We start from the raw sequence: 24,311 nt of genomic DNA on the forward strand, positions 1-24,311 counted from the left end.
TGACCATGAAGCTCTTGATCTTGGGTGGGACGGAGTTCGTGGGGCACGCCTTCGCGGAGGAGGCGCTGGCGCGGGGATGGGAGGTGACGGTCTTCCACCGGGGCCGCCATCAACCGCCGCCGGGCGCCGCCGCGTTGCTCGGTGACCGTACGGCCGCGGACGGCCTCGCCGCACTGGAGCGGGGCGAGTGGGACGCCGTCGTCGACACCTGGTCGGGCGCGCCGTCCGCGGTGCGGGACGCGGCCCGCGTCCTGGCGGACCGCGCCGGGCGGTACGTCTACGTCTCCAGCCGCTCCGTCTACCGGCAGCCCTGCCCGGTCGGTCTCGCGGAGGACGGGCCGCTGGTGGACGGTTCCCCCGACGCGGGCGAGGTTGCCTATGCGGAGGACAAGCGGGGCGGGGAACTCGCCGCGGCCGAGGCGTTCGGGGACCGGTCGCTGCTGCTGCGCGCGGGGGTGATCCTCGGCCCGCGGGAGAACATCGGGCGGCTGCCGTGGTGGCTGCGGCGGATCGCCCGCGGCGGCCGGGTCCTCGCCCCGGGGCCGCGCGACTCGCGGCTGCAGTTCATCGACGTCCGCGACCTCGCCGCCTGGGGCCTGGACGCCGCCGTGCGGGGCCTCGACGGCGCGTACAACCTCATCAGCCCGCCCGGTTGGACCACCATGGCCGAGCTGCTGGAGACCTGCGTACGGGTCACCGGTGCGGATGCCGAACTGTGCTGGACGGACCCGGAGCCGCTGCTCGCCGCCGGGGTGCGGCCGTGGACGGAGCTGCCGGTCTGGCTGCCGCCGGGTGGGGAGCACGACGCGATATTCGGCGGCAGCGCGGACAAGGCCCTTGCCGCCGGGCTGCGTTGCCGCTCCGTCGCGGACACGGTGACCAGTACGTGGGAGTGGCTCCAGGAGCTGGGCGGGGAGGCGCCGCTGCGGGCGGGGCTCCCCCCGGTGGGCCTGGACCCGGAACGGGAGGCGCGGCTCCTGGGGGCCGTCGCCTAGCAGCCGGCGCGCTGACCGAACCGCAGGCGGTACGCCGAGGGGCTGAGCCCGGTCCGGCGGCGCATCTGCGCCCGCAGGTTGGAGGGCGTACCGAAACCGCTCGCGCGGGCCACCGCGTCGAGAGGCAGCTCGTCGCGTTCGATCAACCGGCAGGCCAGCGCGATGCGTTCGGCGGTCAGCCAGGCCAGCGGGGTGGTGCCCAGCTCGGCCCGGAACCTGCGGTGCAGCGTGGCCGGGCTGACCGCCGCCCGCGCCGCCAGGTCCGTGACGGCCAGCGGGCGGTCGAGGCGTTCCCGGGCCCAGGACAGCACCGGGGCCAGCGACGCGTCCGGCGCGGCCGGCAGGGGGCGCTCGATGAACTGCCGCTGGCCGCCCTCGCGGTGGGCCGTGAAGACCAGGCGCCTGCTCACCGTGTTCACGGCCTCGGCGCCGTGGTCACGGCCGATCAGGTACAGGCAGAGGTCGAGCGCCGCCGCGCTGCCCGCCGCGGTGAGGACGTCGCCGTCGTCCACGAACAGCACGTCCGGCTCGAGCCGGACCTCGGGGAAGAGCCGGGTGAACTCCTCGGCCCACCGCCAGTGCGTGGTCGCCCGCCGGTCGTCGAGCACACCGGCCGCGGCGAGGGTGAAGGCGCCGCTGCAGAAGCTCACCAGGCGTGTACCGCGCCCCGCCGCGTGCCGGACGGCGTCGAGCACCGCCGGGTCCGCCCCTGCCAGCGGATCCGGCCGGTTGGGCGCGATCACGGTGTCGGCGGTCTCCACGGCCTCCAGCCCGGCCACCCCGGACAGCGTGAAGAACCCGTTGTGCATGCGCACGGCCGGGGTGGCCGAGCAGAGCGTGAAGTCGTACCACGCCCCGCCCAGTTCGGGACGGCGCAGGCCGAACAGTTCGGTGGCGACGCCCAGTTCGAAGGGGTTGGACCCCTCGTCGACGATCACGGCGACGCGGTGGGGCCGGTCCGCGGCGGGATGCGAGGATTCTTGCGGCATATGCGATTCCTAGCACTGTCCGGGGCGTCCCGTCACGGGTGATGATGACCGCATGATCAACAAGCCCATCGCTCTGCAGGCCGCCCTCGACAGCTTCGACCGTCTGTGGAGCCCGCGCATCGTCACGCAGGTCAACGACTACGACGTCCGCGTCGCCAAGGTGGCCGGCGAGCACATCTGGCACGTCCACGAGGACACCGACGAGTTCTTCATGGTGCTCGACGGCGAACTGACCATCGCGCTGCGCGACGGGGAGCCTCTGCGCGAACGCGCCGTCGTGCTGCCCAAGGGGTCGGTGTTCGTCGTCCCGCGCGGGGTGGAGCACAAGCCGTCCTCGGCGGACGGCGCGTCGATCCTGGTGTTCGAGCCCACCGGCACACCGACCGTGGGCGACCGGCACGAAGAGGTTCCCGATCACGTCGACGCGACCACGGGGCACGCGCTCGGCTGACCGCCGGAGCCTGAGGCGCTACGCGTCCTCGGTCAGCCGCGTGAGCAGGTCGATCGCCTCGATGACGACGGCCCGCTCCCGGTCGTCCAGCCGCTCGCCCAGAGCCTGGACGATCCAGCCCTCCTTGGTGCGGCGGCCCTCCGCGATCTGCCGGACCCCTTCCGGGGTGAGGGAGATGATGGCCTGCCGGCGGTCGCTCGGGTGGGGCGAGCGCTGCACCAGCCCCGCCTCCTCCAGGCCGCTCACGGTCGCGCCCATCGACTGGGGGCGCACCCGCTCGGCCCGTGCGAGGTCCGCGGTGGTGGCGGGGCCGTGGCGGTCGAGCCTGCCGAGGACGGACGCCTGCGACAGCGTCACGCTCTCGCCCTCGTTGGCCGCGCGCAGACGCCGCGTCAACTGACCGGCCAGAGCCCGCAGTTTCGACGCCGCTTCGCTCAGCTCCGTCGGGTCGGAGGGGGCGAGGGGCTGCTGCTCGTGGGCCGTCATGACGAAAGGGTACCTTCCGAAGAAGGGCCGCCGCCGTGCCGGTCGGTCGCTGTGCCGGTCAGCCGTCCCGGCGGCGCAGGCCGCGGTCCGCGAGGGTGGCGAGGAAGAGGGTGGCGCCCAGGACGCTCAGCACGATCGCGATCGTCCGCAGCCCGCCGGTGGTGGCCCGTTCCCCGTACAGCAGGCCGATGAGGCTCGACGAGGCGACGGCGCCGATGTACTGCGAGGTCCGGAAGAGTCCCGCCGCGGCGCCCGTCTGCTCGGCGGGGGCCTGGGCGTACATCGCGGCCTGGTTGCCGACGGTGTTGAGGCCGTTGGGCAGCCCGAAGACGACACCGATCGCGACCAGCAGGACCACCGGGCTGTGCGGCCCGGCGAACGCCAGCGCCACCGAGGCCACGACCATGGCGGCGGTCCCGGCCAGGAGCGGCCCGCGCACCCGCGTGCGCCGCGCCGCGCACCACGAACACAGCGCCGCCACCGCGCTCATGGGCAGCAGGATCACGCCGGTGACCGAGGGGGAGTACCCCCGGACCTCCTCGAGCCACTGCGTCCAGCCGTAGAGGATGCAGTAGATGACCAGGAACGTCACCCCGTAGCGCAGATACGTGCGCACCAGCGGCCGGTTGGCGGCGAGCATGTGCAGGTCGAGGAACGGCCGCCGGGCCCGCAGCTCCCAGAACCCCAGTGCCGCCGCCATGACGACGCCGAGAGCGAGCAGCGGCCAGGAGGGGTGCCGCAGGTCGTTCAGGAAGAGCATCACCGGAAGGATCACGCCGGTGAACAGCAGCATGCCCAGCGGGTCGAGGGCGGTCCAGGCGCTCTCCGTGCGCGGGCCCGTGCGCGGCTCGTCCCTCGGCAGCCAGGCCAGGGTGAGCACGAGTCCGGTCACGGCGAGCGGCACGTTCACCACGAACACCGCCCGCCAGCCGGCCAGGCCGACCAGCAGACCGCCCAGGGCCGGGCCGAGTGCCGCGCTGGAGAGGCCGGCGATCGTCAGCGCCCCGAGCACACGCCCCGGGGTCTCCTGCCGCAGCCGGACCGACTGGGCGCGGATCATGGCCATCGCGGCGGGATAGGCCGCCGAGGTGCCGATGCCGATGAGGACGCGGACCGCGATCAGCTCGCCGAGCGAGTCCGCCGCGAGCGCGGCCAGGCCGGCCAGGCCCACGAGGACCAGGCCCGTCGCGTACACCCGCCGGGCGCCGAACCGGTCGGCGGCCCGGCCCAGCGCGGGCTGTGCCACCGAGCTGGCCAGGTACAGCCCCGCGATCAGCCAGACCGTGGCCGAGGCGCCCGCGTGGAAGGCCCGGCCGATGGGGACGAGCGCCGTGGCGATCATGGTGGAGTTGATGGGGTTGAGCATCGAGCCGACCATGACCGGCGCCACGAACCGGGCGCCGAAGCCGCTCTCCTCACCGCGTGCCGGCGCGGTGAGGGTCACGCTGCTGGACATCACGTCTTCCTTCGTCGTCGTGGAATGCATCGCACGCGCGTATAGAAGGAAGGCTAACTTCTAATCAGAGAATCTTGCAAGGTTAACTGTCGTTCTCTCAGTGCTCCCGGCTGTGCTCCCGGCGGACGACCAGCAGGGCGGCGTCGTCCGACAGAGCTCCGCCCGCATGGGCCAGCAGATCCGCGACGATCCGGTCGACCAGCGTCTCCGGTGTGCCCTCCGGCATCCCCGCCAGGCGCTCCTGCAGCGGGTAGAAGCGCCCGTCCGCGTCCCGGGCCTCCGTCACACCGTCCGTGTACAGCAACAGCAGATCGCCCTTCCGGAAGGCGAACCTCTCGCCGTGGTACGGCCCGGCGGCCAGATTCCGCAGGGCCAGCGGGGGATCGGCGTCGGCGCCGGGCGCGTGCGCCGCGAGCTCGATCACTTTCCCCGCCCGCAGCAGCAGCGGCGGCACATGCCCGCAGTTCACCAGCACGGCCTCGTCGCGGCTCCCCGTCGGCACCTCCAGCAGGGCGGCGGTCACGAACTCCTCGCCGACCCCGCGCCGCAGCACCGTCGCGTCGAGCCGTCGCGCCACCGCACCCGGATCGACCTCGACCTGGGCCGCCTCGCGGAACGTGCCGAGCACGTCGGCCGCGGTCTCGACGGCGGACAGCCCCTTGCCCCGCACGTCGCCGATGAGCAGCCGGGTCCCGTACGGGGTCGCCAGCACCTCGTACAGATCCCCGCCCACCCGGGCATCGGCGGCCGCCGCCAGATAGCGCACCGCCACCCGCAGCCCGCCGATCCGCTCCGGGACCGGCCGCAGCAGCGCGAGCTGCGCCGCCTCGGCCACGGAGCGCGAATGCAGCAGTTCGCGCTCGCGCGTGGCCACGAGCACGACGTTCGCGGTGCTGATGCAGGTGATCGCCAGGACGGAAATGCCCGTGGCCACGTGGACGGCCAGGGGCACGAAGCGATTGGTCAGGGCCAGCAGCACGGTCAGCCCGGTGGCGACCGTGCCGACCGCCAGCGGGACCCGGGCACGCCGGGTGCCGATGCCGGCGAGCACGGGCGCCGTGGCGAGCACGGGCGAGAGGGTCCAGCGGGGGCCGGTCATCAGGTCCGTCGCGACGACGGCGACGAGGAGACCGTAGGCGGCCGCGACGAGCAGCCGCGCATGGCGGGGGAGGACCGGTGGCGGACCGTCGCGGCCCGGGTCTCGCGTCATGACTGCCTCCCACCCCAGGGTGCAGCCGTGGGCGGACCGGGCGCGAACGGTCACCGCGCCGTGGCGAGCTCCGACGAGATCGCGGCGGCGGTCCTGCGCAGCAGCGCCTCGTACCGCCCCGCGTCCCGGCCCGCGGGATCCAGACAGGAGCACGGGCCGGTCAGGCACAGGGCGGCGGCACAGGCGCCGGAGTCCGGGGCGGGTACGGCGACGGCCAGCGACGCGGTCGCCCGGTCATCGGTGTCGGCCGCGTGCACGCACCGCTCACCGCGGTCCGGGGCGGCCAGGACCCGGGCCACGGCGCTGGTCGCGGGACGGACGTCACCGGTCTCAAGCCGCTGCGGGGTGTTGTCCGGCCGGAAGACGTGGTGGACGAGCTGCGCCCCGTCGGGGTGGACGACGGCGAGGGACACGCTCATGCCGCTGTGCGCCGCCAGCTCGTCGGCCCAGGTCATCGCGGCGGAACGGACGTCGTTGGCATCCGGCGGGGCCGGTTCCTCCGCGGGCCGCAGGGGGCCGGCGGGGCGGAAGGACCGCGTGCTCGCGTCGTAGCGGACGAGCCCCTCGGTCCGCAGGCCCTCGAGAAGGTCGCAGACGGTGGTGGCGGGCAGGTGCAGCACGGCCGTCAGCCTGCGGACGGTCGCGCCGTGGTCCGGGTCGCGGGCCAGGAGCCGCAGTACGGCCGCGGTGTCGGCGGCGAGTGCTCGGGACCGGTGCATCGGTGAGCCTCCTCACGGTTCGGGACGCTGCTCCGTGAGCCAAGGCTAGGACCGGGCGGGGCGCGGGCGAGGTCCCCCGGCCGGCGGAACGGGCGGGGGAACCCGGGGTCCACCGGTCGGGGGACACTCCGCCGCTACGAGGCCGTGACCTCGGTGCTCGCCGCGACGGGGGCCGTGTCGGCGAGCGTGCACGTGACCGTCGCGCCGAAGACGTGGACGGTGACGTCGCCGGGTGTGAAGGTCGCGGTGCCGGCCGTGGTGAGCGTGGCGGAGGCGGTGCCGCCGGCCACGGACACGGTGGAGCCGGCCGCGATGTCGGAGGTGTTGGTGGCGCCCGAGGCCGTCACCGTGCCGGAGGCCGATCCGCCGAGGGTGAGGTTCATCTCGGCCGTCACGGTGCCGGCCGGGAGGGTCACCGGCGCCGTCAGCTGGGTCGCCGCGCTCACCGTGAGGTTCGCGGTGCCGCCCTGCGGGACGCTGGCGGGCGCCGTCACCGTCACCTGGAGGGTGTTGACGCCGCTGGGCGCGGGCGGTGTGCAGGTGTAGCCGACCGACACGGTGTCGGCCAGAGCAGACGGTGCGGTCAGTCCGATGCCCGCACTCGCCATCAAGGCGACGGCGGCCGCGCAGGCCGCCGTCCGTGTGCGGTTCGACCATCTCGTCGTACTCATCGTGGAGTTCCCTCCCGACCGAAAGTGAGGATGGCGTGGACACGCCACCCCCTCTTTCGCACACGGAACCGCAGAAGTCAACACCAACTCCCGTGCGGGCAGCGGGAGTCGGGTGCCTCGTGAGGTGTTCCGCGCCATGGCACCGCGGTGGCGACGACGTGTATGTAAGAGGCACCTGTCACGCATGGATGTCACGCACGGATGTCACGCACGGATGTCGCGCATGGAAGGAAGGACCGGAATGACCGTCACCGGCACCGGCAAGAGCCCGGCCACGGAGGCCACATGGGCGCTGCCCCTGCTCTTCCTCGCGCCGGCCCTGCTCATCAGGATCCTGTCCGACCGGTCCGCGCCGTGGCTGGTGGCCGCCTGGGCGGTCTGGGGCGTCGCGACGGCCCTGACGGCCGCGGGCTGGGTGAGCGTCGTACGCGGCGGGGTGAGGGAGGCGCAGGCCTGGTCGATGTGCCTGCTGCTCCACGTCGTCCTGGTCATCCAGGCGATATCGCTGGCCGGGTGACAGCAGCCGGACGCACGGCGGCTGGCCAGGGCCTGTCCGATGGGTCAGCGCGGGCCCTGCGGCGCCTGGCACGGCACCTCGCCGCGTTGTCGCATCACCCGAGTACGCCCAGTACGCGGGTGATGCTCCGCCTTGCGATGCACCGCACCAGACGCCGCAGGGCCCGCACTGACCCATCGGACAGGCCCTAGAGTCGGAGGCATGGTTGCAGACGAGGGGGCCGTGCGGGTCGACAGCTGGATCTGGTCCGTGCGGCTCACGAAGACGCGTTCGCTGGCGGCCGCGGCCTGCCGGGCGGGGCATGTGCGAGTCAATGACGAGCGGGTCAAGCCCGCCCAGGCGCTGCGGGCCGGGGACGAGGTGCGGCTCTTCCACGCCGGGCGGGAGCGGATCGTGGTCGTCACACGCCTCGTGCGCAAGCGGGTCGGGGCGCCCGTCGCCGCCGACTGCTACGTCGACAACAGCCCGCTGCCCCCGCCGCGCGAACACGTGGCCCTGGCCGGTGTGCGGGACCGGGGCACGGGCCGGCCGACGAAGCGCGACCGGCGCGAGCTGGACGAGCTGCGCGGCCGATGAGACCCGGCTGTCCGCAGCGCCGGTCTGATAGTGGAACAAGGCACGTATAGTGGCGGCTGGAGACATTCGCCGGACGACGGCTTTGGCGACCGAGGGGAAGAGGTGAGGCGGGATGCTGCGAAACGGCCTGGAGCCCTGGCACCTGCTTGTCGTAGTGATCGTGGCAATCCTGATCTTTGGCTCTAAGCGGCTTCCGGACACGGCCCGGGCGCTGGGCAAGTCCCTGCGCATTCTCAAGAGCGAGACCAGGGCGATGAAGGAGGAGACCGCCTCGACGGCGTCGACGCCGCAGGGGACGGCCAACGCGGAGGCGAAGCCGCACACCATCCAGGCGGCGCCCGGAGATGTGGCGTCCGCCCGACCCGTCCACGAGAGCGACACCACTCCCCGCTGACCTCGGAGCAGCTCTCGGGCATCTTCCGTTCCGGCCGGGACGGTACGGCCACGCACTTGTCCGGTGCGTGGCCGTCACCGTACCCGGCCGCAGCTCGTTGACCCTCCGGTGGAAGTTCCGCGGACGGGCGGGGGTGTCGGACGGTGCGTCGGAGGAGTCCGTGAAGCGCCCGCGCCGGGCCGGGGTCATGGGCCCGGCGGTGCCGTCGGGCGGTGGCGGGACCGCGTGGAAAGGCCCGGCGGCCCGCATCGGAATACTTGCTATATTGCGCAATCGAGCAAGTCGAGCTTGGTCCGGATCGCTTGCATCCGCGCTGCCGGGTAAGGCCCGGAGGGCCGCGGGCGGATGCCGAAAAGTCGCACAGGCCGCCGCGTGACGCGGCTGCCGACAGGATGGGAGCGCGCATGGGGGGCAGGCCGCCCGGTGCCCTGGGAGATCGGATGTGGCAGGAGGGCTCCGGGCGAGGTCCTGCGGCCCGTGGTTCGGCCCGGTTGCCGAGCCAGAGGGCCCGCTCCTGGGAGTCCGGCCGGCCCCGGCCGGCCGGCAGACCGGCGCCGCGGCGGAGCCCGGAGTCCCCGCCGGTCCTGGAGGCCAGGACGGCCCTGTTCCTGTCGGGAGCGGTGGTGATGCTGGGTGCCGCCGTCGACGAGGCGACCGGCCCCGGACTCGGCTGGATCTATGTGCTCAGTGCCACCGTCGCCGCCGGCCTCGTGGCCCTGGCCTGTGCACGGCCGGGCAGTTGGTGGGTGCCCGCCGTGCCGCCGCCCGTCGTCGCCGCGGTCGCGCTGTGCGCGGGGCTGCTGACGGACGATTCCCACCCCCAGGGCAGGGCGGCCGCCGCCGCGGCGATGACCGAGGTGCTGCGCTGGGCCAACGACACCTTCCCGGCCATGGCGGCGGCCGAGGTCATCGTGGTCGCGGTGCTGGTGGCGCGCACCGTACGGTCCGGACGAGGCGGGAGGACGAGCCGTGCGTGAACCCCGCCGTACCGACGGAAACCGCAGGACCGGGGGCCGGACCCCCGACCGGACGGCGAACAGCCAGCGCCGTCGGCGCACCAGCCCGGGAGCCGCCGCACGCATCGCGATCTGCTTCTCCTCGGCGGCCATCATGGTCACCAGCGGCACCGGCTGGCTCGCCTACCACTGGCTCAACAACGGCCTGATCACCTCCAGCGCCCTCGACGCGCTGCGCAAGGGGCCGAAGAAGCTGGACGACTCGGTCAACCTCCTGCTGATCGGCCTGGACAGCCGCAAGGACATGAACGGCGACGACCTCCCCAAGGAGTTCGTCCAGCAGGAACTGCACGCCGGATCCAGTGAGATCGGCGGCTACAACACCAACACCCTGATCCTCATGCACATCCCGGCGGACGGCGGGAAGGTGACGGCCTTCTCGATCCCGCGCGACGACTACGTCCCGATCGCGGGCGGCCGGGGCGAGCACAAGATCAAGGAGGCCTACGGCATCGCCAAGGCCGAGGCCCAGGACAAACTCACCGCCGAGGGCGTCAAGGGCGCGGAGCTGGAACAGCGCAGCCGCGAGGCGGGGCGCGAGGCCACCCTCGCGACCGTGCAGGACTTCCTCGGGGTGCCGATCGACCACTTCGCCGAGGTCAACCTGCTCGGCTTCTACGACATTGCCAAGGTCGTGCAGCCGGTCCCGGTGTGCCTGAAGCACGCGGTGCACGACCGGTACTCGGGAGCCGATTTCCCGGCCGGGCCACAGGAGTTGAACGCACGTCAGGCGCTGGCCTTCGTCCGGCAGCGGCACGGCCTGACGAACGGGGACCTCGACCGGACGCACCGTCAGCAGGCGTTCATCTCCTCGGTCACCCACAAGCTCAAGTCCCAGGGAGTCTGGGGTGATTTCGGCAAGCTTCAGGGGCTGTTCGACGTCGTGAAGAAGGACGTCGTCCTCGACGACCGGTGGAACATCCTCGACTTCGCGCAGCAGGCCCCCAACCTCACCGGCGGCAACGCGGAGTTCCACACGCTGCCCATCGCCGGGTTCGCCAACCGCAAGGGCGAGGCGGTCAACCTCGTCGACCCGGTGAAGGTGCGGGCCCTCGTCCAGTCGATGATCGGCCAGGCGGCCGCCGCCTCGAGCCCGTCGGCGTCGCCGTCGCCCGCCGTGCCGGCGGACGCGGCCTCGACGACCGTGGACGTCCGCAACGCCTCCGGGGCGTCGGGCGCCGCGGCGGCGGAGTCGAAGGCCCTGTCCGCGCTGGGCTACCGGGCGGGACGGATCGCCAACGCCCCGGCGGCGGGGGCGACCACGGTCGTCCACGGGCCGGGCGCGGAGGCGGCCGCGCAGCAGATCGCCGCGGGCCTGGGCGTGAGCGCGACCTCCAGCGCCGCGGTCCCCGCCGGGCACGTCGTCGTCACCCTCGGACCCGGCTTCAAGATGACGGGCACACCCGGCCCGGCCCCGCACGCCGGCGGCCAGGACAAGACGAAGAAGAGCGACCCCTCCCCGGTGTCGTCGGACGATTTCCAGGGGCCGACGGTGAAGATGGGCGGCATCCCCTGCGTCGACTGACGTCAACTCCCTGTGATGCGTGATGTGTTGACGTGACCCGGATGGTGCGCTCGGATCCCCTGTCCCCGGCGCACCGCCGGGGACAGGACAACCACCGGGGGAACCATGTCCTTCGCGTTCCGCGCGGCCGCGACAGCGTCAGCGGCGGGGCCGCCGCATCGGCCCTACCAGTTGGTGTCGCTCGCGGAGGGCGCGCTGTGGTGTTCACCAGTGACGCCGGTGACGCCGGTGACCTTGTGCCGGGTGACATCAGCGGGGCGAGTGACGCGTTCATGGCCCGCCTGCGTCGAACGTCCCGTCTGGGCCGGACGCTGTGCCTGGGGCGAGCGCTCTGTCTGAGCCGGGCGCGCTGTCTGGGCCGGACGGGACGTCTGGGCCGAACGTCCCGTCTGGGTCGGACGCGTGGCCTGGGTCGAACGTCCTGTCTGGGCCGGACGTGCTGCCTGGGTCGAACGTCCCGCTTGGGTCGAGCGCCCTGCCTGCGTCGAACGTCCCGTCTGCGTCGGACGCTCCTGCTGCGACGAACGCTGGGACCGCGACTGCCGCAGGTTGATGCCGAACATGCAGTCACGGACCATGTCGAGGTGCTTGGCGATGACCGGCCGGGCCTTGGCGGCCAGGTCCCGGGCATCGATGTCCGTCCCCTTCTCCTTCTCGTAGTCCATCAGCTGAAGGGCCTTGACGTGCCCGGTGTCCTCGGACTGGAGCCACGTCAGGTCGTACTGGATGGTGTGCGCCTTCTTCCTCATGTCCTGGAGCTCCTGGAGGTCCTGCTGCTCGTTCGCGGCCGAGCGGGGCAGGGACAACCGCTGTTGCGACGCCAGGTCCTTGATCCGGTCGTCCAGCCGGGTGTGGTCGCGCACGAGGGTCTGGCCGGTCTCCCTCACACAGCGGGAGACGGCGCCGATCTGTGCGTCGCGCCCCGCGGCGATCTGGGCCAGGTTGCCGTGGTGAAAGGCCGTCAGGAACTCCTCGTCGTGGTCGTCCTCGGTGGCGAGGGCCGTTCCGGCGGTTGTCGTCGCCAGGGCGAGAGCCGCCAGCACGGTCGTGACCCGGTAGCGCATGCGCATCGTTCGTTGCTCCGTTCTTCGACGGCCCCGCGGTGCGGATCGTCGCGCGGGCCGGTCCGGTGAGGGGCACGCGTGTCGCGCCCCTCGCAGAGCAGATGACTGCCCCCGGGCAGGCCGCCGCCTGCCCGCCGGACACCTTCAGTCCCCCCAATGGAGCACTACCGGTTGCGCTTTGCGGGAACCTCAGCGTCCGAGCAGCCCGGTCAGCGTGTGCACCAGGCCGGACAGCAGCCCGCCCGCGACGCCCACCAGCCCGGTGGCCGCCCCGGACACGGTGTTCAGCAGCCCCGGCACGAGCCCGGTCACCGTGCCCAGCAGGCCCGTGACCACGCCGAGCAGCCCGCCGCCGTCGCGGCCCCGGTCGCGGTCCCAGCCGTGGGCGAGCTCGTCCCTGACCCGGGTGGATTCCTCCGAGGCGCGCGAGACCGCCGCACGGTCCGGCAGGGCCGCGGTCGACTGCCGCTGCAGTTCGGCCCGGTCCCGGGTGAGGGCGTCGAGCCGGCCCTTGACCGCGGCGCACCGGCCGTTCAGCTCCGCGCTCCGGTTGGGCGTCGCGTCGCATTCCCGGGCCACCTCCACGGCCCCGGTGGTGAAGCGGTCGGTGTCGATGGACCTGAGCGCGTCACCGGAGATCCGGCGCACGTCGTTCGGCGTCCCGGCGGCCACGGGGTTGACCGCCGGGGCCGGCCGCCCGCCGTCGGCGACGGCGGGCGCGGCCGGGCCGAGGACGAGGGTGCCGCACACGACACCGGCGGTGAGGAGGGTTGTGCCGCGAAGGGCTTCCATGGGTGGCTCCTTCAGGGTTAGGGATCTTGTCGTCACCCTGAGCCGGGTCCCCGTACCCCGCAATCGGAAGCCGCCGCACACGGCACCGGGCTGACGCCGCGTCGGTCAGCCATCCGGGTCGGCTTCGCTCCGATGGAGCGTCAGCTGTCGCCTCGTCAGGCGGAGCCCGGAGATTCACCTCCCCGGCTACGCCGGACGGGTCCCGTACCGCCGACGCGTCGTCAGGCCCGGGTGCCGCGGCCTACGCCCGCCAGTCCACCGCGAACGCCCGCGCGGGATTCGCGACGAACACCCTGTCCGTGAACTCCCCGCCCAGCTCGGCCTCCAGCCGGGGGCGCAGCGTGTGCAGCAGGTACGGCATGCCCGGGCCGCCCCCGGACGAGGCGCGGGCCGAGGCCGTGGTGGTGTCGCCGCCGAGCAGGATCCGGTCGGCGTGGCCCGCCTCCGCGAGGGCGGCCAGCTCGTCGAACAGCCGCCAGTCGGTGGCGTGATGGGCGCGGGACGGCCCGTCGAAGACCAGGTACGCGCCGGACCGGGCCGCCGCGCGCTGCACCCGGGTGTCCGGGCAGCGCCCCAGATGGCCGAGGAGCACGCTCGAGGGCGGTACGTCCAGCTCGCCGCAGAGCAGGTCGAGGACCTCGAGGGCGGCGGTGCCGAGTTCGAGGTGGACGGCGACGGGGGCGCCGGTCGCCCGGTGTGCCTCGGCGGCGGCGGTCATGGTGTGCCGGGCGTGGGCGTCGAGGCCGTGGAAGCCCCCGGCCACCTTGACGAGGCCCGCGCGGACCGGAGCCGTCGTCAGGTCCGCGGTGAACAGCTCCGCGAGCCGGTCCCGGACGCGGGCGAGGACGTCCCCGGCGTAGTGCGCGGCCTGGTGCAGTCCGGTGGCGGCGACGACGTGCACGCCGGTGGCCCGCGACGCCTCGGCGGCGTCGGTGAGCCGCCGGCCCATCCCGCGCGGGGTCCACTGCACGACCGTCCGGCCGCCCGCCGCGCCGAAGGCGCGGAGCTCACCGGCCGCGGCGCGGGGGTCGTCCAGCTCCTGGCCGGGCAACTGCGGGCTGCGCAGGAAGAGATGGTCGTGCGCGTCGGTGACCCCGAGCTCCGTGGCGGGGATGTCGCCGAGGACCGTACGGACCGTGCTCATGGGTGATGCCCTCCGAAGCATGTATGTAACGCCTCAACCGTTACGCAAGACTGTAACGCATGAGCCGTTACGCTGGTGGGCATGAGTGACGAGGACCGCCTGGCCTTCCGCTTCGACTGCGGCGCGACCTGGCTCAACCTGCTGGCGACGCGCGGCAGGACGTACAGCGCGCACCCCGTCGAGCGCATCGCCACCCCCGGGCGGCTGCGGGAGTGGCTCGTCCGCAGCGAGATGGCGCCGGTGAGCCCGCCCGGCGAAGCCGACCTCCGGCAGGCGCAGGCGCTGCGCGAGACGCTGCGCGGCGTCGCCCTCGCGGTGGTGGCGCAGGAACCCCCGCCGGCGGACGCCGTCGCGGAGCTCGCACGCTTCCTCGACGCCGAGCCCGATCCCGTACGGCTCGTCATCGACGGGCGGCTGCGGCGCGAGGCGCCGCCCACGGCGGGGGCGGCGCTGGCCCGGATCGCCCGCCAGGCCGTCGACCACCTCACGGGCGCGGAGCGGCAGCACCTGGCCGTCTGCCCCGAACACGACTGCCGGGGCGTCTTCGCCAACCCCACCGGCCGCCGCCGGTGGTGCCCCTCACCCGCGTGCGCGAGCCGCGGACGGGTCCGCGCCCTGCGCGAGCGGCGCCGCGCCGACGGCTGACGCCGCCGGGCGCCCGCCCGTCACGGGCCCTTGTAGCCGCGCGCCCACTGCAGGCCCCAGCCGTAGAGCCGGTCGAGGTCCGACTGGAAGCCGTAGACGTACGTCGCCTCGCGGTGCACCGTCAGATGGCCCTGGTGGTTCTCGATGAGCGCGACGGCGCAGGACCGGGCCTGCGGGGCGCGCTCGTCGAGTTCTATGGCGAACTGGTGGCCGTCGGGCAGGAAGAAGGTGAGCGTGCTGTCGATGCGGCCGAAGACGGGCGTGCAGTCGTAGTTGTAGACGAAGACGAGGAGCCGCCGGAACTCCTCCCTCTTGTCCAGGTTGATGTAGAGCGTCTCGCCCGTCGGCCCCCCGAACCGGCTGTCCCCGCTGAGGGAGATGTACGGCGGGTGGTAGAGGTCGCCGTGGAACTCGCCCAGCGGCTGGACGACGCCCTTGGTGCCGTCGGCCAGTTCGTACAGGCACGCCAGGTCGAGGTCGACGGACACCAGCGCCGGGCCGTGCGCCTGCAGCGCCGCCCCGTCCGACGAGAACAGGGTGCGCAGCAGACCCGAACCGCGGTCCGCGCCGGACCCGTTGTGCATGCGCCACGTCAGGTTGACCCGCAGCGTGCCGCCGGTGGTGCCGTGGTGGGTCAGCCAGTCCGTGGGATGGGTCTTCGAGAGCCGCTTGTGGTGCGGGGTCGCCCAGTCGAAGCCGTGCCGGGCGCCCTTGTGACGGGTGCCGCCGCCGGTCAGGTACGACCACAGGCTGCCGTCGGCGTCGGGAGCGAGGGCGGCCCGCCCTTCGGCCGGCGTGGTGCGGCGGAGGTCGCGTTCCCGTGGTCGCATTCCGGTCTCCCCTCTCGGAAACGGTCAGGGCCTGAGCGCCAGTTGGCCGGTCTTCACGAAAACCAGGACCACGGCGGCCAGCAGATAGGCCCGCAGACCGATCAACGCCAGACGGCGGCCCGTGGACATGGGCGGCGGCGTCAGACCGTGCAGCGAGGGCGGGCGCCAGCGCTCCCGGCCGTCCCTGCGCGCGGGGGCCGGCCGGCCCGGGGACCTGCGCTGCACCAGCACGCACCCGGCGGTGACCAGCAGCGCGGCCGCCGCGGTCGCGGCGAGCACGGCCGCGATGCCCACGGCGGACAGGCCGGGAAAGACCACCGTGGAGGTGAGGACGACGGAGAGCGCCACCAGGACGATGACCGCCGACGCCGTACAGACGTTCTGCACCCGGCTGTTGACCCACGGCCCGAGCAGCGCCCGGTCGTTGCACAGGAGCAGGAGGAAGACGGAGGCGGAGGGGAGCAGCACCCCGGCCAGTGCCTGCACCCCTTCGGCGACGACCCCCAGCGGGACGCCGGGGGTGAGCACCACGGCGGCCGAGGCCAGTGCCAGCACCGTGGTCACCGTGTGGAAGGCGGGCGCCTGCCGGATGCCGTGGCGCAGTGAGTGCCGCCAGCCGAGCACGTCGCCCAGGGTGTAGGCGGTGGACAGCGACACCGCCGACGCGCCGATCACCGAGCCGGCGAACAGGGCGACGGCGAACAGCACTCCGACGAACCGGCCCGCATAGTGTTCCAGTCCGACCGCGACCCCGCCCGCGTCGGTGTAGGCACCCGCGCCGGGACGTCCGCTGAAGGCGGCGGCGGCACAGCCCATGACCAGCACCCCGCCGACGACCGTGCAGGCGATGCCCATCCAGAGGTCGGCCTTGCCGTAGGTGAGGAAGCGGGGGGTGATGCGCTTGTCCACCACGTACGACTGCTGGAAGAACAGCTGCCACGGGGTCACCGCGGCACCCACGATGCCGATGGTCAGCAACAGGACGTCGGAGAGGGCGGCTCCGCCGGGCAGGGACGGCTGGAAGCCGTCCGCCAGGCTCGCCGCGGCGGGGTGGGCGACCAGCCCGACCGGGATGAGCAGCAGCGACGCCGCGCACAGCGCGATCGCGACGCGTTCGAAGCGCCGGAAGCTGCCGGTGGCCGCGGCGGCGATCACCGCGATCGTCGCGACGACGACGCTGGACGGACGGTCGAGCCCGAGATAGCCGACGGCGAGCGAGACGCCGATGAACTCGGTCACCACGGTGAGGGCGTTGACCAGCAGCAGGTCGATGACGCAGAACGCGCACCAGAACCGGCCGAAGCGATGGAGGATCAGCCGGGCGTGGCCCACGCCGGTCACCGCGCCGAGCCGTACGGCCATTTCCTGGTTGACGTACAGCACGGGCACCAGCAGGGCGAGCGTCCAGAGCAGCTGGGTGCCGTAGTCCTGGCCGGCCTGGGTGTAGGTGCCGAACGCCGCCGCGTCGTTGACCATGGTGATCAGCCCGGGCCCCAGGACGGCCAGCAGGATGCGCACCACGGCCCACAGGCGCCGCCGTTGATGGGCCCCTGCCATGACGGTGCCCAGCGCACCGCGTATGAGCTCGCCCTCGCCCTCTGGGGAGCCGGGCCGGCGGCCGGAGGCTCCCGATGCGTCGATGGTCCGGTCCGTCACGGCCAACCTCCACGGGACGCGAGTGAGCCAGGGGATGGGCGAGGCAGGGCAGGGGGAGGGGGTTGGCCCGCATGAGCCCGGGCACACGGTAGGAGTAGCTTATAAACTTGCGCAAGTATGCAAGTCGATCTCCATGAACGCGGCCGAGGGCATTCCTCTTCACCGAGGCTTCACCGCCCCGCGGCGTGATCGGCCGCGGGGCGCGCCCGTCGCAGGGGGACACACCTTCACCACACGCAACACGGCCCATATTGGCGCCCGTTGCGCATGTCAATCGGGTCCCGGGGCGCACCGGGGCACTGGGGGTGAATTCAGCACTCGAGGGCGGCGGGCCGTTGCCCGCGTGCCGCCGGGACTGTCATCGGGACCGCCGCCGGGACCGTCATGCGGAGCGGCCGAGGGCCTCCTGGGCCTTGTCCCAGTTGGCGCGCAGCCGGTCCAGATAGCCCTGGGCCGTGCTGCCCGGCCGGGCTCCGCGGGCGAAGGCCGCCATGTTGCCCGCACCGGCGTTGTAGCCCAGCGCCAGGAGCTCGTCGCGGGTGAGCGATGAGGGCCGCTGCGCGGGCAGTTGGGCGGCGAGGTCGTGCAGGAACCAGGCCTCCGCGGTGATCGCCAGATCGGGGTCGTCCGGCAGTTCCTGCCAGTCGCGGTGCGCGAAGGAGCGCCCCCGCCTGGTCTCGTCGAACGCGGCCTTGTGCATGTTCGCGATGCCGAAGGCGGAGTCGGGCTTGATCTTCTGCCACTGCCGCTCGAACGAGGGGTCGTGCGGCTTGTACGACTCGTTGTAGAGGATCGCCATCACCAGCCGCGGGTTCACCCCTGCCTCGCGCGCGTGCTTGGTCACCTGCGGGGCGAAGCGCGCGGGGTCCTGGTTCACGGGCTCCTTGGCGGAGCCCGTGCCGGTGCCGCCCGTCGGCTTGTCCGTCACGGCGGGCGTGGCCGTACGGTCCGTGTGCCCCGGACCGGAGTCCCCTCCGCCGCAGCCGGTGGCCGAAGCGGCGACCAGGACGGCCGTCACCGCGAGCAGGGCCCGCCGCCCTCGGGGCTTCCTCACGTTCTTCCTCCTGCTGTTCGGGTGCGCGTGTGCCTTCCATCCTCGCCGATCCTCCGGCGGGGTCAGTCCACGCAGGGCACACCGCCCATCTTCACGCCGGGGCCCGCGAGGCCGTTGTCCGGTTCCGGTTCCCGTGAAGACGGCCTCGTGGGCCGGGGCGGGGCCGGCGCCGGGCTGCCCGGACCCGGCGAGGGGCCGACCGCCTCCCGCACCGTGGCCCTGATCCGGTCCGGGTCGACGAGGTTGACGTCCTCCCCGCCGAGCGTGGCGAACCCGGTGATCGGCAGCGTGCGGAACTCCACGTTGCCGCCGGTGAGATTGGGGGCCTGCTGGGCGAAGTCCAGCACGTTCCAGGAGCTGTCGAGGACGAGGTCCTTCTTCATCACCTCGAACAGATCCCGCAGCCTGCCCAGGTTGTCGAAGGCGCCCTGGGACTTGAGCTTGTGGGTCACCGACGACAGGAACGCCTGCTGCCGGTGGGTGCGGTCCAGGTCCCCGTTGTCCAGGCCGTGCCGCTGCCGGACGAACGCCAGCGCCTGCCGCGGGCCGAGTTCCTGCACGCCCGCGGGGAAGTCCGCCCCCGAATAGCGGTCGTGCACCGCGTGTTTGAGGCACACCTCGACGGGCTGGAGCGCCTTGGCGATGTCGTAGAAACCGAGCAGATTGACCTCGGCGAAATGGTCGACGGGCACGCCCAGGAACTGCTGCACCGTGGTGAGGGTCGACGCGCGGCCCGCCTCCCGGCTCTTGTGCTCCAGTTCCGGCCCCTTGACCCCCTGCGCGCTCAGCTTGTCGTGTGCGGCGGTGTAGGCGTAGGAATACGCCTCTTTGATTTTGTAGTGCCCCTGGGACGAACCGTCGCCGTGCAGCGTCTCCACATAGTCGTCACGGGGAACGGAGAACGCCGTGACCTTCGCCCCGTCGGCCGGAATGTGCATCAGGATCAGGGTGTTGGTGTTGTAGTAACCGATCTCACTCGATCCGGCGTGCAGTTCGTCCTGGACGAATTCCCTCGGCAGGTCGTTGCCGTCCATGTCCTTGCGCGAATCCAGCCCGATCAGCAGCAGGTTGACCGAGCTGTCCAGATGCCGGGGCGCGTGCTTCCTGGCCGTGTTCAGGGCATCCGAGGTGGTGAGACCGTCGGTCAGCGTGCGGTAGGCGAACCATGTGAAGCCGCAGGTGATCAGCGCGAGGGCGGAGGCCGTCCAGAGCAGGGACCGCGCCGCCACCCGCAGCACGGAGCGCCGGACCCTGCGGTGCCTGCGCACCGGCCGCCCGCCGGTGTGCCAGGGGTCACGCATCGCCGCCCTCGCCCGTGCGCAGTGACCGGATGCCGTGGAGCACGAGCACGGCGAGCACCGCGCACTCGGCGGCCACCATGGCCGGGAAGGCGAGCAGAGCCCAGCGCACCGCCTCGGTCGTGAGCGGCTTGCCGCGGAGCGGGGACGTCGCCGAGGTGACGAGGGACGTGCCTATGGTCAGTGCCGCCACCACCAGCGGCGGCGCGGGCACCACCCAGCCCAGCCCGCCGCGCGCCGTGGCCCGTACGGTCGCCCACACCGCCCCGGCCACGGCCCCCAGCGCCAGGCCCCACCCCGGCCCGGCCGCGGTCACGGCGTCGGCGCAGGCGCCCAGCACGGGCGGGACCGTCAGCGCCGCGGCCGTCCCGACGGCATGCCCCGGGGCGCGGTCCGTTCCCGTCCGCGCTTCCGGCGCCGGACCGGGGCGCGTCCACTCGTCCGAGGGCAGGAACGTGCCGCCGCGCGGTGCTCTCGTCCAGTGCCCCGCCATGCGTGCGCCCCCGTTCGCTCCTCGTCCGGACTCATCCGGTCCTCCCTCTCGATGGGACGTGCCACCTGCACCGTTGGTTGCGTGGTTGCGCAACCCGGCAATACCTTCAAGGGCAGGCGTGTTGGGGCGAGAGCTGGGGGAGTGGGCATGAGCGAGAGGGTCAGGGTCAGCGGCGTGGTCCGCTGGTTCAACCAGGCGCGGGGATTCGGCTACATCAAGGGCAACGACGGCCGTGAAGTACGGGTGCGGAAGGACGTCCTCGACGACGGCACATTCCTCACCGAGGGCATGCGGGTCACGTACGTCGCGGTGGACGACAACGAGGACGAGGTGCACGCGGAGCACGTCCGTATCGTCGAGTAGCCGAGGAGGGCGGCCCCCGGTCCGCCGGGGGCCCGTGGCATGCTGAAGGCGTGAACGGACCCGAGATCGACGTGCTCTTCGCCCCCGCGCTGCGGCTCTTCGCCGCTCCCGAGCGGCGCACGGAACGGCTCGCCGTCGTCACCGACGGCGCCTCTTCTCTCGGGCACGTCGTCGAGTCGCTGGGCGTCCCGCTCACCGAGGTCGGCCGGCTGCTCGTCAACGGCCGCCAGGTGCCGGTGTCCCATGTGCCGGAGGCGGGCGAGACCGTCGAGGTGTGCGAGGTCGTACGTCCCCAGCGGGTGCCGGGAGCACCCCTGAGGTTTCTGCTCGACGTCCATCTGGGAACGCTCGCGCGGCGGTTGAGGCTGCTGGGGGTCGACGCGGCCTACGAGAGCGACGACATCGGCGACCCCGCGCTCGCCGCACTCTCGGCGGCCGAGCGCAGAGTCCTCCTCTCCCGCGACCGCGGCCTCCTGCGGCGGCGGGAGATCTGGGCGGGCGCGTACGTCTACAGCGACCGCCCCGACGAACAACTGCGGGACGTGCTCGGCCGGTTCGCACCCGGCCTCGCGCCCTGGACGCGCTGCACCGCCTGCAACGGCCGGCTCCGGGAGGCCGACAAGGACTCCGTCGGGGAACTGCTCGAGCACGGCACGCGGCGTACGTACGACGTGTTCGCCCAGTGCACCGCCTGCGACCGGGTGTACTGGCGCGGCGCGCACCACGCGCGGCTGGAGACGATCGTCTCGGAGGCGGTCCGCGAGTTCGGGGGAGCCGCGGCCTGAACGGGTCGTGCTGCGGATCGGATTCAGGGCAGGGTCAGGATACGGGGGCCGTCGTCGGTGATGGCGACGGTGTGCTCGATGTGGGCCGCCCGGCTGCCGTCGGTGGTGAGCAGGGTCCAGCCGTCCTCGGCCGTACGGTAGTTGTCGCCGCCTCCCGCCATCAGCATCGGCTCGATCGCCAGGACCAGTCCGTGCCGCAGCGGGAAACCCCGGCCGCGGCGGCCGCGGTTGGGCACGTGCGGGTCCTCGTGCATGCGGCGCCCGATGCCGTGCCCGCCGAAGCCGTCGGGCATCCCGCAGCCCGCGGTGTCGGCGACCGTGCCGATGGCGTGCGATATGTCCCCCATGCGATGCCCCACGACGGCGGCCGCCACGCCCGCCTCGAGGGCCCGCCGGGTGGCGGCGATCAGCTCCAGGTCGGCGGGGCGGGGAGTGCCGACGGTGAAGCTGACGGCGGCGTCCCCCGTCCAGCCCCCGAGTTCGGCCCCGCAGTCGATGCTCACCAGGTCGCCGTCGCGCAGCCGGTAGTCGGTGGGTACGCCGTGCACGACCGCGTCGTTGACCGACGCGCAGATCACCCCGGGGAACGGGGTGGGGGCGAACGAGGGCCGGTAGCCCAGGAAGGGCGAGCGCGCCCCCGCCTTGTCCAGCACCTCGCGGGCCACCTCGTCCAGCTCCCGCAGTCCCACCCCGACGGCCGCCGCGTCCTCGACCGCGGCCAGCGCGTGCGCCACGACGCGTCCGGCCTCGCGCATCGCCTCGAGCGCGGCATCGGTCTTGATCTCCACCATGTGGTGTCCCCTCCTGGAACCAATTCTTATACCGGTATTAGTATCACGGTCATGGTGAGAACTCCTCTGACCCCCTGGGAACGCCAACGCGGGGAACTGCTCGGTACGTTGCTCCGCGATGCCCGGGGCGGGCGCAGCATGGCGGAGGTCGCCGCGGTGGCGGGCGTGTCCGCGGAAACCCTGCGCAAGATCGAGACGGGGAGGGCGCCGACCCCGGCGTTCTTCACCGTGGTGGCCCTGGCAGCCGCGCTGGGCCTGTCGACGGACGAACTGGCCGCGGCGTGCGCCGACGGCATGGAACCCGCGGAAACGCTGATCGCCTAGAAGGCACGCGGGGCGCCGGGCCGACCAGCCCGGCCCCCCGCGGTGTCAGGACTCCTCGGCGGTCTCCGGGGCCTCGGCGGCGGCCTCCTCGGCCCCTGCCTCCGCCTCCGCTTCTTCCTCTTCCTCCTCGGGCTCCGCCTCGACCTGGGCGAGGACGACCTGCAGTACGGCCGTGTCCTCCTCGACGGCCAGAGAGGTGCCGCGGGGCAGCTTGATGTCCCCGGCGTGGACGGTGTGTCCGGCCTCCAGGCCCTCGATGGAGATGGTGACGCCCTCCGGGATGTGGGTCGCCTCCGTCTCGACCGGCAGGGCGTTGAGGATGTGCTCGAGCAGATTGCCGCCGGGGGCCAGCTCGCCCTCGGTGAGGACCGGCACCTCGACGGTCACCCGCTCGCCCTTCTTCACGGCCAGGAAGTCCGCGTGGACCAGGAAGCCCCTCAGCGGGTCGCGCTGCACCTCCTTGGGGATGACGAGCTCGCTCTCCTTGTCCCCGATGCTCAGCCGGATCAGCACGTTCTTGGTCTTGAGGGCCATCCACAGCGCGTGGCCTTCCACCGTCACGTGCTTGGGCTCGGCGCCGTGCCCGTAGATGACGCCGGGAACCTTGTTGTCGCGGCGGATGCGGCGGGCGGCGCCCTTGCCGAGCTCCGTCCGCGCCTCGGCTTTCAGCTTGACCTCGGCCATGACTGCACTCCTCGTCTTCGGACCATCCGGTGGCCGTCACCCGGACCACGACAGGCCTGTACGAAGAGCGCGCGCCGACGACGGATCCGCACCCCGTGAGTACGGCCTCCCTAGCCGAGCAACGCCGCGAGTGTATCCAGCCGGAGCACCCCCGCCACCTGCTGTTGCTCCGTACGGCGCAACGTCAGCCGGTGCCCGCCGACAGTCCTTCGGCCATCCGCCGCACCGCCTCCGTGAGGATGCCGGGGGATGTCGCCAGGTTCAGCCGGACGTGCCCCACGCCGCCCGTGCCGAAGTCCGTGCCCCGGTTCAGGGCCACCCGGCCCCGCTCCAGGAACACGGCCGCCGGGTCGTCGCCCAGGCCCGTGGACCGGCAGTCCAGCCAGGCCAGGAACGTGCCCTGCGGCGGCCGGTAGCGTATGTCCGGCAGCTGCCGTGCCAGCAGCTCGCCGAGCAGCCGCCGGTTCTCGTCCAGCCCGGTCAGTACGGCGTCGAGCCAGTCGCCGCCGTGCCGCAGGGCGGCGGTATGGGCGATCACCCCCAAGTGGCTCGGCCCGTGGCTCACTTCGGCGGGCATCCGGGCCAGGTCGTCCGCAGCCGCGGGCCCGGCCACCGCCAGGGCCGCCTTGAGCCCGGCCAGGTGCCACGCCTTCGAGGCCGACAACAGGGCGAACGCGTCCTCGGCACCGGGCACCGACAGATACGGCACATGCTCCGCCCCGGGCAGCACGAGCGGGGCATGGATCTCGTCCGCGACCACCCGCACCCCGTACGCACGGGCGAGGGCGGCCACCTCCGCCAGCTCCCGGGAAGTGTGCACGGTGCCCGTGGGGTTGTGCGGGCTGCACAGCAGGAAGGCGGCTCGTCGCCCGCGGGCCACGGCCCGCCGGAACGCGGCCTCGAGCGCGCCGGGGTCGATCCGGTGCTCCGCGTCGAGCGGGGCCTCGACCACCCGCCGGTCCATGTGCTCCACGAACGCGTAGAACGGCGGGTAGACGGGGGAGTTGACCACGACCGCGTCCCCGGGGCCGGTCACCAGCTTGAGCACCTCGACGACGCCCAGCATCACGTCCGCCACGACAGCCGTACGCTCGGTCACCACCCCGTCCCAGCCCCACCGCTTCCGCGCGAACGCGTCCAGCGCCGCCGCGTACTCCGCGCCGGACGCCATGTACCCGGTGTCGCCCAGCGCGACCGCCTCGGTCACCGCCCGCGCCACCGGCTCGGCGAGCGGCACGTCCATCTCGGCCACCCACAGCGGCAGCACGTCCGGCGGGTACTCCCGCCACTTCGCGCTCGTACGACGGCGCAGGTCGTCAAGGGACAGCCGGCGCAGGGGATTTGCCGTGTCGGAGAACATGCGCTCCATTGTGCGCCGCGCCG

Annotated in this window: 28 protein-coding genes; 11 read left to right on the forward strand and 17 right to left on the reverse strand. The window is 73.1% G+C overall.

All coding sequences use genetic code 11. The features are described from left to right. Nucleotides 1-5: 5 nt before the first annotated feature. Nucleotides 6-995 carry an NAD-dependent epimerase/dehydratase family protein gene (locus ACV530_RS18115; protein WP_494333549.1) on the forward strand — a complete coding sequence of 330 codons (990 nt, stop codon included), beginning with the start codon at nt 6-8 and terminating at the stop codon, nt 993-995. Here ACV530_RS18115 and ACV530_RS18120 read toward each other — a convergent pair. Next, entirely contained in the window at nt 992-1,984 is a 993-nt protein-coding gene (locus ACV530_RS18120) for a GlxA family transcriptional regulator (RefSeq protein WP_494333550.1), read from the reverse strand. The genes ACV530_RS18115 and ACV530_RS18120 overlap by 4 nt on opposite strands. A gap of 52 nt (nt 1,985-2,036) precedes the next feature. On the opposite strand from ACV530_RS18120, the gene ACV530_RS18125 reads away from it, so the two are divergent. After that, nucleotides 2,037-2,435: a cupin domain-containing protein gene (locus tag ACV530_RS18125; RefSeq protein WP_494333551.1), complete on the forward strand. Its 399-nt coding sequence runs from the start codon at nt 2,037-2,039 to the stop codon at nt 2,433-2,435. A gap of 18 nt (nt 2,436-2,453) precedes the next feature. Here ACV530_RS18125 and ACV530_RS18130 read toward each other — a convergent pair whose 3' ends face one another. From ACV530_RS18130 to ACV530_RS18150, 5 genes are all read right to left on the reverse strand, one after another. Further along, on the reverse strand, nt 2,454-2,921 hold the full coding sequence (locus ACV530_RS18130; protein ID WP_494333552.1) for a MarR family winged helix-turn-helix transcriptional regulator: 468 nt from the start codon (nt 2,919-2,921) through the stop codon (nt 2,454-2,456). A gap of 58 nt (nt 2,922-2,979) precedes the next feature. After that, entirely contained in the window at nt 2,980-4,377 is a 1,398-nt protein-coding gene (locus ACV530_RS18135) for an MFS transporter (RefSeq protein WP_494333553.1), read from the reverse strand. 97 nt (nt 4,378-4,474) lie between these two features. Next, nucleotides 4,475-5,587, reverse strand: coding sequence for a PP2C family protein-serine/threonine phosphatase (locus ACV530_RS18140; protein WP_494333554.1), 1,113 nt, complete (start codon nt 5,585-5,587; stop codon nt 4,475-4,477). Between the two features lie 50 nt (nt 5,588-5,637). Beyond that, a complete protein-coding gene (locus ACV530_RS18145) occupies nt 5,638-6,306 on the reverse strand; it encodes an IclR family transcriptional regulator domain-containing protein (protein WP_494333555.1) in 669 nt (222 codons plus the stop codon). Nucleotides 6,307-6,440: 134 nt separating this feature from the next. After that, nucleotides 6,441-6,977, reverse strand: coding sequence for a hypothetical protein (locus ACV530_RS18150; protein ID WP_494333556.1), 537 nt, complete (start codon nt 6,975-6,977; stop codon nt 6,441-6,443). A gap of 241 nt (nt 6,978-7,218) precedes the next feature. On the opposite strand from ACV530_RS18150, the gene ACV530_RS18155 reads away from it, so the two are divergent. From ACV530_RS18155 to ACV530_RS18175, 5 genes are all read left to right on the forward strand, one after another. Then, a complete protein-coding gene (locus ACV530_RS18155) occupies nt 7,219-7,494 on the forward strand; it encodes a hypothetical protein (RefSeq protein ID WP_494333557.1) in 276 nt (91 codons plus the stop codon). Nucleotides 7,495-7,695: 201 nt separating this feature from the next. After that, nucleotides 7,696-8,070 (forward strand): RNA-binding S4 domain-containing protein, encoded by a 375-nt coding sequence (locus ACV530_RS18160; RefSeq protein ID WP_494333558.1) that lies wholly within the window; start codon nt 7,696-7,698, stop codon nt 8,068-8,070. Nucleotides 8,071-8,182: 112 nt separating this feature from the next. Next, the gene (tatA, locus tag ACV530_RS18165; RefSeq protein ID WP_494333559.1) at nt 8,183-8,464 is read left to right on the forward strand and encodes a Sec-independent protein translocase subunit TatA; all 282 of its coding nucleotides are present in this window, start codon (nt 8,183-8,185) and stop codon (nt 8,462-8,464) included. A 491-nt stretch (nt 8,465-8,955) separates the two neighbouring features. Further along, entirely contained in the window at nt 8,956-9,441 is a 486-nt protein-coding gene (locus ACV530_RS18170) for a DUF6542 domain-containing protein (RefSeq protein WP_494333560.1), read from the forward strand. Continuing rightward, the gene (locus tag ACV530_RS18175) at nt 9,434-11,005 is read left to right on the forward strand and encodes an LCP family protein (protein WP_494333561.1); all 1,572 of its coding nucleotides are present in this window, start codon (nt 9,434-9,436) and stop codon (nt 11,003-11,005) included. The genes ACV530_RS18170 and ACV530_RS18175 overlap by 8 nt, the downstream gene beginning before the upstream one ends. Before the next feature lie 164 nt (nt 11,006-11,169). Here ACV530_RS18175 and ACV530_RS18180 read toward each other — a convergent pair whose 3' ends face one another. The 3 genes from ACV530_RS18180 to ACV530_RS18190 all read right to left on the reverse strand — a co-directional run bounded on the left by ACV530_RS18180 (nt 11,170) and on the right by ACV530_RS18190 (nt 14,005). Beyond that, the gene (locus ACV530_RS18180) at nt 11,170-12,075 is read right to left on the reverse strand and encodes a DUF4142 domain-containing protein (RefSeq protein WP_494333562.1); all 906 of its coding nucleotides are present in this window, start codon (nt 12,073-12,075) and stop codon (nt 11,170-11,172) included. A gap of 183 nt (nt 12,076-12,258) precedes the next feature. Further along, entirely contained in the window at nt 12,259-12,861 is a 603-nt protein-coding gene (locus tag ACV530_RS18185) for a hypothetical protein (RefSeq protein ID WP_494333563.1), read from the reverse strand. A gap of 241 nt (nt 12,862-13,102) precedes the next feature. Continuing rightward, nucleotides 13,103-14,005, reverse strand: coding sequence for a phosphotriesterase family protein (locus ACV530_RS18190; RefSeq protein WP_494333564.1), 903 nt, complete (start codon nt 14,003-14,005; stop codon nt 13,103-13,105). 81 nt (nt 14,006-14,086) lie between these two features. Between ACV530_RS18190 and ACV530_RS18195 the strand changes: the two genes are divergently transcribed. Beyond that, entirely contained in the window at nt 14,087-14,650 is a 564-nt protein-coding gene (locus tag ACV530_RS18195; RefSeq protein WP_494333565.1) for a CGNR zinc finger domain-containing protein, read from the forward strand. Nucleotides 14,651-14,670: 20 nt separating this feature from the next. On the opposite strand, the gene ACV530_RS18200 is transcribed toward ACV530_RS18195, so the two are convergent. The 5 genes from ACV530_RS18200 to ACV530_RS18220 all read right to left on the reverse strand — a co-directional run bounded on the left by ACV530_RS18200 (nt 14,671) and on the right by ACV530_RS18220 (nt 19,981). Then, nucleotides 14,671-15,480, reverse strand: a complete 810-nt coding sequence (locus ACV530_RS18200) for a Tellurium resistance (protein WP_494333566.1) — start codon at nt 15,478-15,480, stop codon at nt 14,671-14,673. Between the two features lie 24 nt (nt 15,481-15,504). Then, the gene (locus tag ACV530_RS18205) at nt 15,505-17,136 is read right to left on the reverse strand and encodes an NRAMP family divalent metal transporter (protein ID WP_494333567.1); all 1,632 of its coding nucleotides are present in this window, start codon (nt 17,134-17,136) and stop codon (nt 15,505-15,507) included. A 382-nt stretch (nt 17,137-17,518) separates the two neighbouring features. After that, nucleotides 17,519-18,190 carry a transglycosylase SLT domain-containing protein gene (locus ACV530_RS18210; RefSeq protein ID WP_494333568.1) on the reverse strand — a complete coding sequence of 224 codons (672 nt, stop codon included), beginning with the start codon at nt 18,188-18,190 and terminating at the stop codon, nt 17,519-17,521. Between the two features lie 62 nt (nt 18,191-18,252). Next, nucleotides 18,253-19,491 carry an LCP family protein gene (locus ACV530_RS18215; RefSeq protein WP_494333569.1) on the reverse strand — a complete coding sequence of 413 codons (1,239 nt, stop codon included), beginning with the start codon at nt 19,489-19,491 and terminating at the stop codon, nt 18,253-18,255. Further along, the gene (locus tag ACV530_RS18220; protein ID WP_494333570.1) at nt 19,484-19,981 is read right to left on the reverse strand and encodes a DUF6542 domain-containing protein; all 498 of its coding nucleotides are present in this window, start codon (nt 19,979-19,981) and stop codon (nt 19,484-19,486) included. The genes ACV530_RS18215 and ACV530_RS18220 overlap by 8 nt, the downstream gene beginning before the upstream one ends. Nucleotides 19,982-20,128: 147 nt before the next feature. Between ACV530_RS18220 and ACV530_RS18225 the strand changes: the two genes are divergently transcribed. Both ACV530_RS18225 and ACV530_RS18230 read left to right on the forward strand, forming a co-directional pair. Then, nucleotides 20,129-20,344: a cold shock domain-containing protein gene (locus ACV530_RS18225; protein WP_494333571.1), complete on the forward strand. Its 216-nt coding sequence runs from the start codon at nt 20,129-20,131 to the stop codon at nt 20,342-20,344. 50 nt (nt 20,345-20,394) lie between these two features. Further along, on the forward strand, nt 20,395-21,129 hold the full coding sequence (locus ACV530_RS18230; RefSeq protein ID WP_494333572.1) for a Mut7-C RNAse domain-containing protein: 735 nt from the start codon (nt 20,395-20,397) through the stop codon (nt 21,127-21,129). A 23-nt stretch (nt 21,130-21,152) separates the two neighbouring features. On the opposite strand, the gene map is transcribed toward ACV530_RS18230, so the two are convergent. Continuing rightward, nucleotides 21,153-21,920 (reverse strand): type I methionyl aminopeptidase, encoded by a 768-nt coding sequence (gene map, locus ACV530_RS18235; RefSeq protein WP_494333573.1) that lies wholly within the window; start codon nt 21,918-21,920, stop codon nt 21,153-21,155. Between the two features lie 51 nt (nt 21,921-21,971). On the opposite strand from map, the gene ACV530_RS18240 reads away from it, so the two are divergent. Continuing rightward, nucleotides 21,972-22,244 (forward strand): helix-turn-helix domain-containing protein, encoded by a 273-nt coding sequence (locus ACV530_RS18240; protein WP_494333574.1) that lies wholly within the window; start codon nt 21,972-21,974, stop codon nt 22,242-22,244. Nucleotides 22,245-22,289: 45 nt separating this feature from the next. Here the strand turns inward: ACV530_RS18240 and ACV530_RS18245 are convergent, their stop codons facing one another. Together ACV530_RS18245 and ACV530_RS18250 are read right to left on the reverse strand one after the other, a co-directional pair. Further along, complete coding sequence (locus tag ACV530_RS18245; RefSeq protein ID WP_494333575.1) at nt 22,290-22,928, reverse strand: 50S ribosomal protein L25/general stress protein Ctc; 639 nt, start codon at nt 22,926-22,928, stop codon at nt 22,290-22,292. A gap of 184 nt (nt 22,929-23,112) precedes the next feature. Beyond that, entirely contained in the window at nt 23,113-24,288 is a 1,176-nt protein-coding gene (locus ACV530_RS18250) for a MalY/PatB family protein (protein WP_494333576.1), read from the reverse strand. Nucleotides 24,289-24,311 lie beyond the last annotated feature (23 nt).

The sequence above is a fragment of the Streptomyces sp. SX-6 genome (genome assembly GCF_059089585.1).

What these genes read in the sequence shown, in the direction of transcription:
- ACV530_RS18115 (WP_494333549.1), top strand. Translation starts at nt 6, where the DNA reads ATGAAGCTCTTGATCTTGGGTGGGACGGAGTTCGTGGGGCACGCCTTC.
- ACV530_RS18250 (WP_494333576.1), bottom strand. Translation starts at nt 24,288, where the DNA reads ATGTTCTCCGACACGGCAAATCCCCTGCGCCGGCTGTCCCTTGACGAC.
- ACV530_RS18120 (WP_494333550.1), bottom strand. Translation starts at nt 1,984, where the DNA reads ATGCCGCAAGAATCCTCGCATCCCGCCGCGGACCGGCCCCACCGCGTC.
- ACV530_RS18245 (WP_494333575.1), bottom strand. Translation starts at nt 22,928, where the DNA reads ATGGCCGAGGTCAAGCTGAAAGCCGAGGCGCGGACGGAGCTCGGCAAG.
- ACV530_RS18185 (WP_494333563.1), bottom strand. Translation starts at nt 12,861, where the DNA reads ATGGAAGCCCTTCGCGGCACAACCCTCCTCACCGCCGGTGTCGTGTGC.
- ACV530_RS18140 (WP_494333554.1), bottom strand. Translation starts at nt 5,587, where the DNA reads ATGACGCGAGACCCGGGCCGCGACGGTCCGCCACCGGTCCTCCCCCGC.
- ACV530_RS18135 (WP_494333553.1), bottom strand. Translation starts at nt 4,377, where the DNA reads ATGTCCAGCAGCGTGACCCTCACCGCGCCGGCACGCGGTGAGGAGAGC.
- ACV530_RS18155 (WP_494333557.1), top strand. Translation starts at nt 7,219, where the DNA reads ATGACCGTCACCGGCACCGGCAAGAGCCCGGCCACGGAGGCCACATGG.
- ACV530_RS18130 (WP_494333552.1), bottom strand. Translation starts at nt 2,921, where the DNA reads ATGACGGCCCACGAGCAGCAGCCCCTCGCCCCCTCCGACCCGACGGAG.
- ACV530_RS18200 (WP_494333566.1), bottom strand. Translation starts at nt 15,480, where the DNA reads ATGCGACCACGGGAACGCGACCTCCGCCGCACCACGCCGGCCGAAGGG.
- ACV530_RS18195 (WP_494333565.1), top strand. Translation starts at nt 14,087, where the DNA reads ATGAGTGACGAGGACCGCCTGGCCTTCCGCTTCGACTGCGGCGCGACC.
- ACV530_RS18125 (WP_494333551.1), top strand. Translation starts at nt 2,037, where the DNA reads ATGATCAACAAGCCCATCGCTCTGCAGGCCGCCCTCGACAGCTTCGAC.
- ACV530_RS18215 (WP_494333569.1), bottom strand. Translation starts at nt 19,491, where the DNA reads ATGCGTGACCCCTGGCACACCGGCGGGCGGCCGGTGCGCAGGCACCGC.
- ACV530_RS18240 (WP_494333574.1), top strand. Translation starts at nt 21,972, where the DNA reads ATGGTGAGAACTCCTCTGACCCCCTGGGAACGCCAACGCGGGGAACTG.
- ACV530_RS18225 (WP_494333571.1), top strand. Translation starts at nt 20,129, where the DNA reads ATGAGCGAGAGGGTCAGGGTCAGCGGCGTGGTCCGCTGGTTCAACCAG.
- map (WP_494333573.1), bottom strand. Translation starts at nt 21,920, where the DNA reads ATGGTGGAGATCAAGACCGATGCCGCGCTCGAGGCGATGCGCGAGGCC.
- ACV530_RS18180 (WP_494333562.1), bottom strand. Translation starts at nt 12,075, where the DNA reads ATGCGCATGCGCTACCGGGTCACGACCGTGCTGGCGGCTCTCGCCCTG.
- tatA (WP_494333559.1), top strand. Translation starts at nt 8,183, where the DNA reads ATGCTGCGAAACGGCCTGGAGCCCTGGCACCTGCTTGTCGTAGTGATC.
- ACV530_RS18160 (WP_494333558.1), top strand. Translation starts at nt 7,696, where the DNA reads ATGGTTGCAGACGAGGGGGCCGTGCGGGTCGACAGCTGGATCTGGTCC.
- ACV530_RS18145 (WP_494333555.1), bottom strand. Translation starts at nt 6,306, where the DNA reads ATGCACCGGTCCCGAGCACTCGCCGCCGACACCGCGGCCGTACTGCGG.
- ACV530_RS18190 (WP_494333564.1), bottom strand. Translation starts at nt 14,005, where the DNA reads ATGAGCACGGTCCGTACGGTCCTCGGCGACATCCCCGCCACGGAGCTC.
- ACV530_RS18220 (WP_494333570.1), bottom strand. Translation starts at nt 19,981, where the DNA reads ATGGCGGGGCACTGGACGAGAGCACCGCGCGGCGGCACGTTCCTGCCC.
- ACV530_RS18150 (WP_494333556.1), bottom strand. Translation starts at nt 6,977, where the DNA reads ATGAGTACGACGAGATGGTCGAACCGCACACGGACGGCGGCCTGCGCG.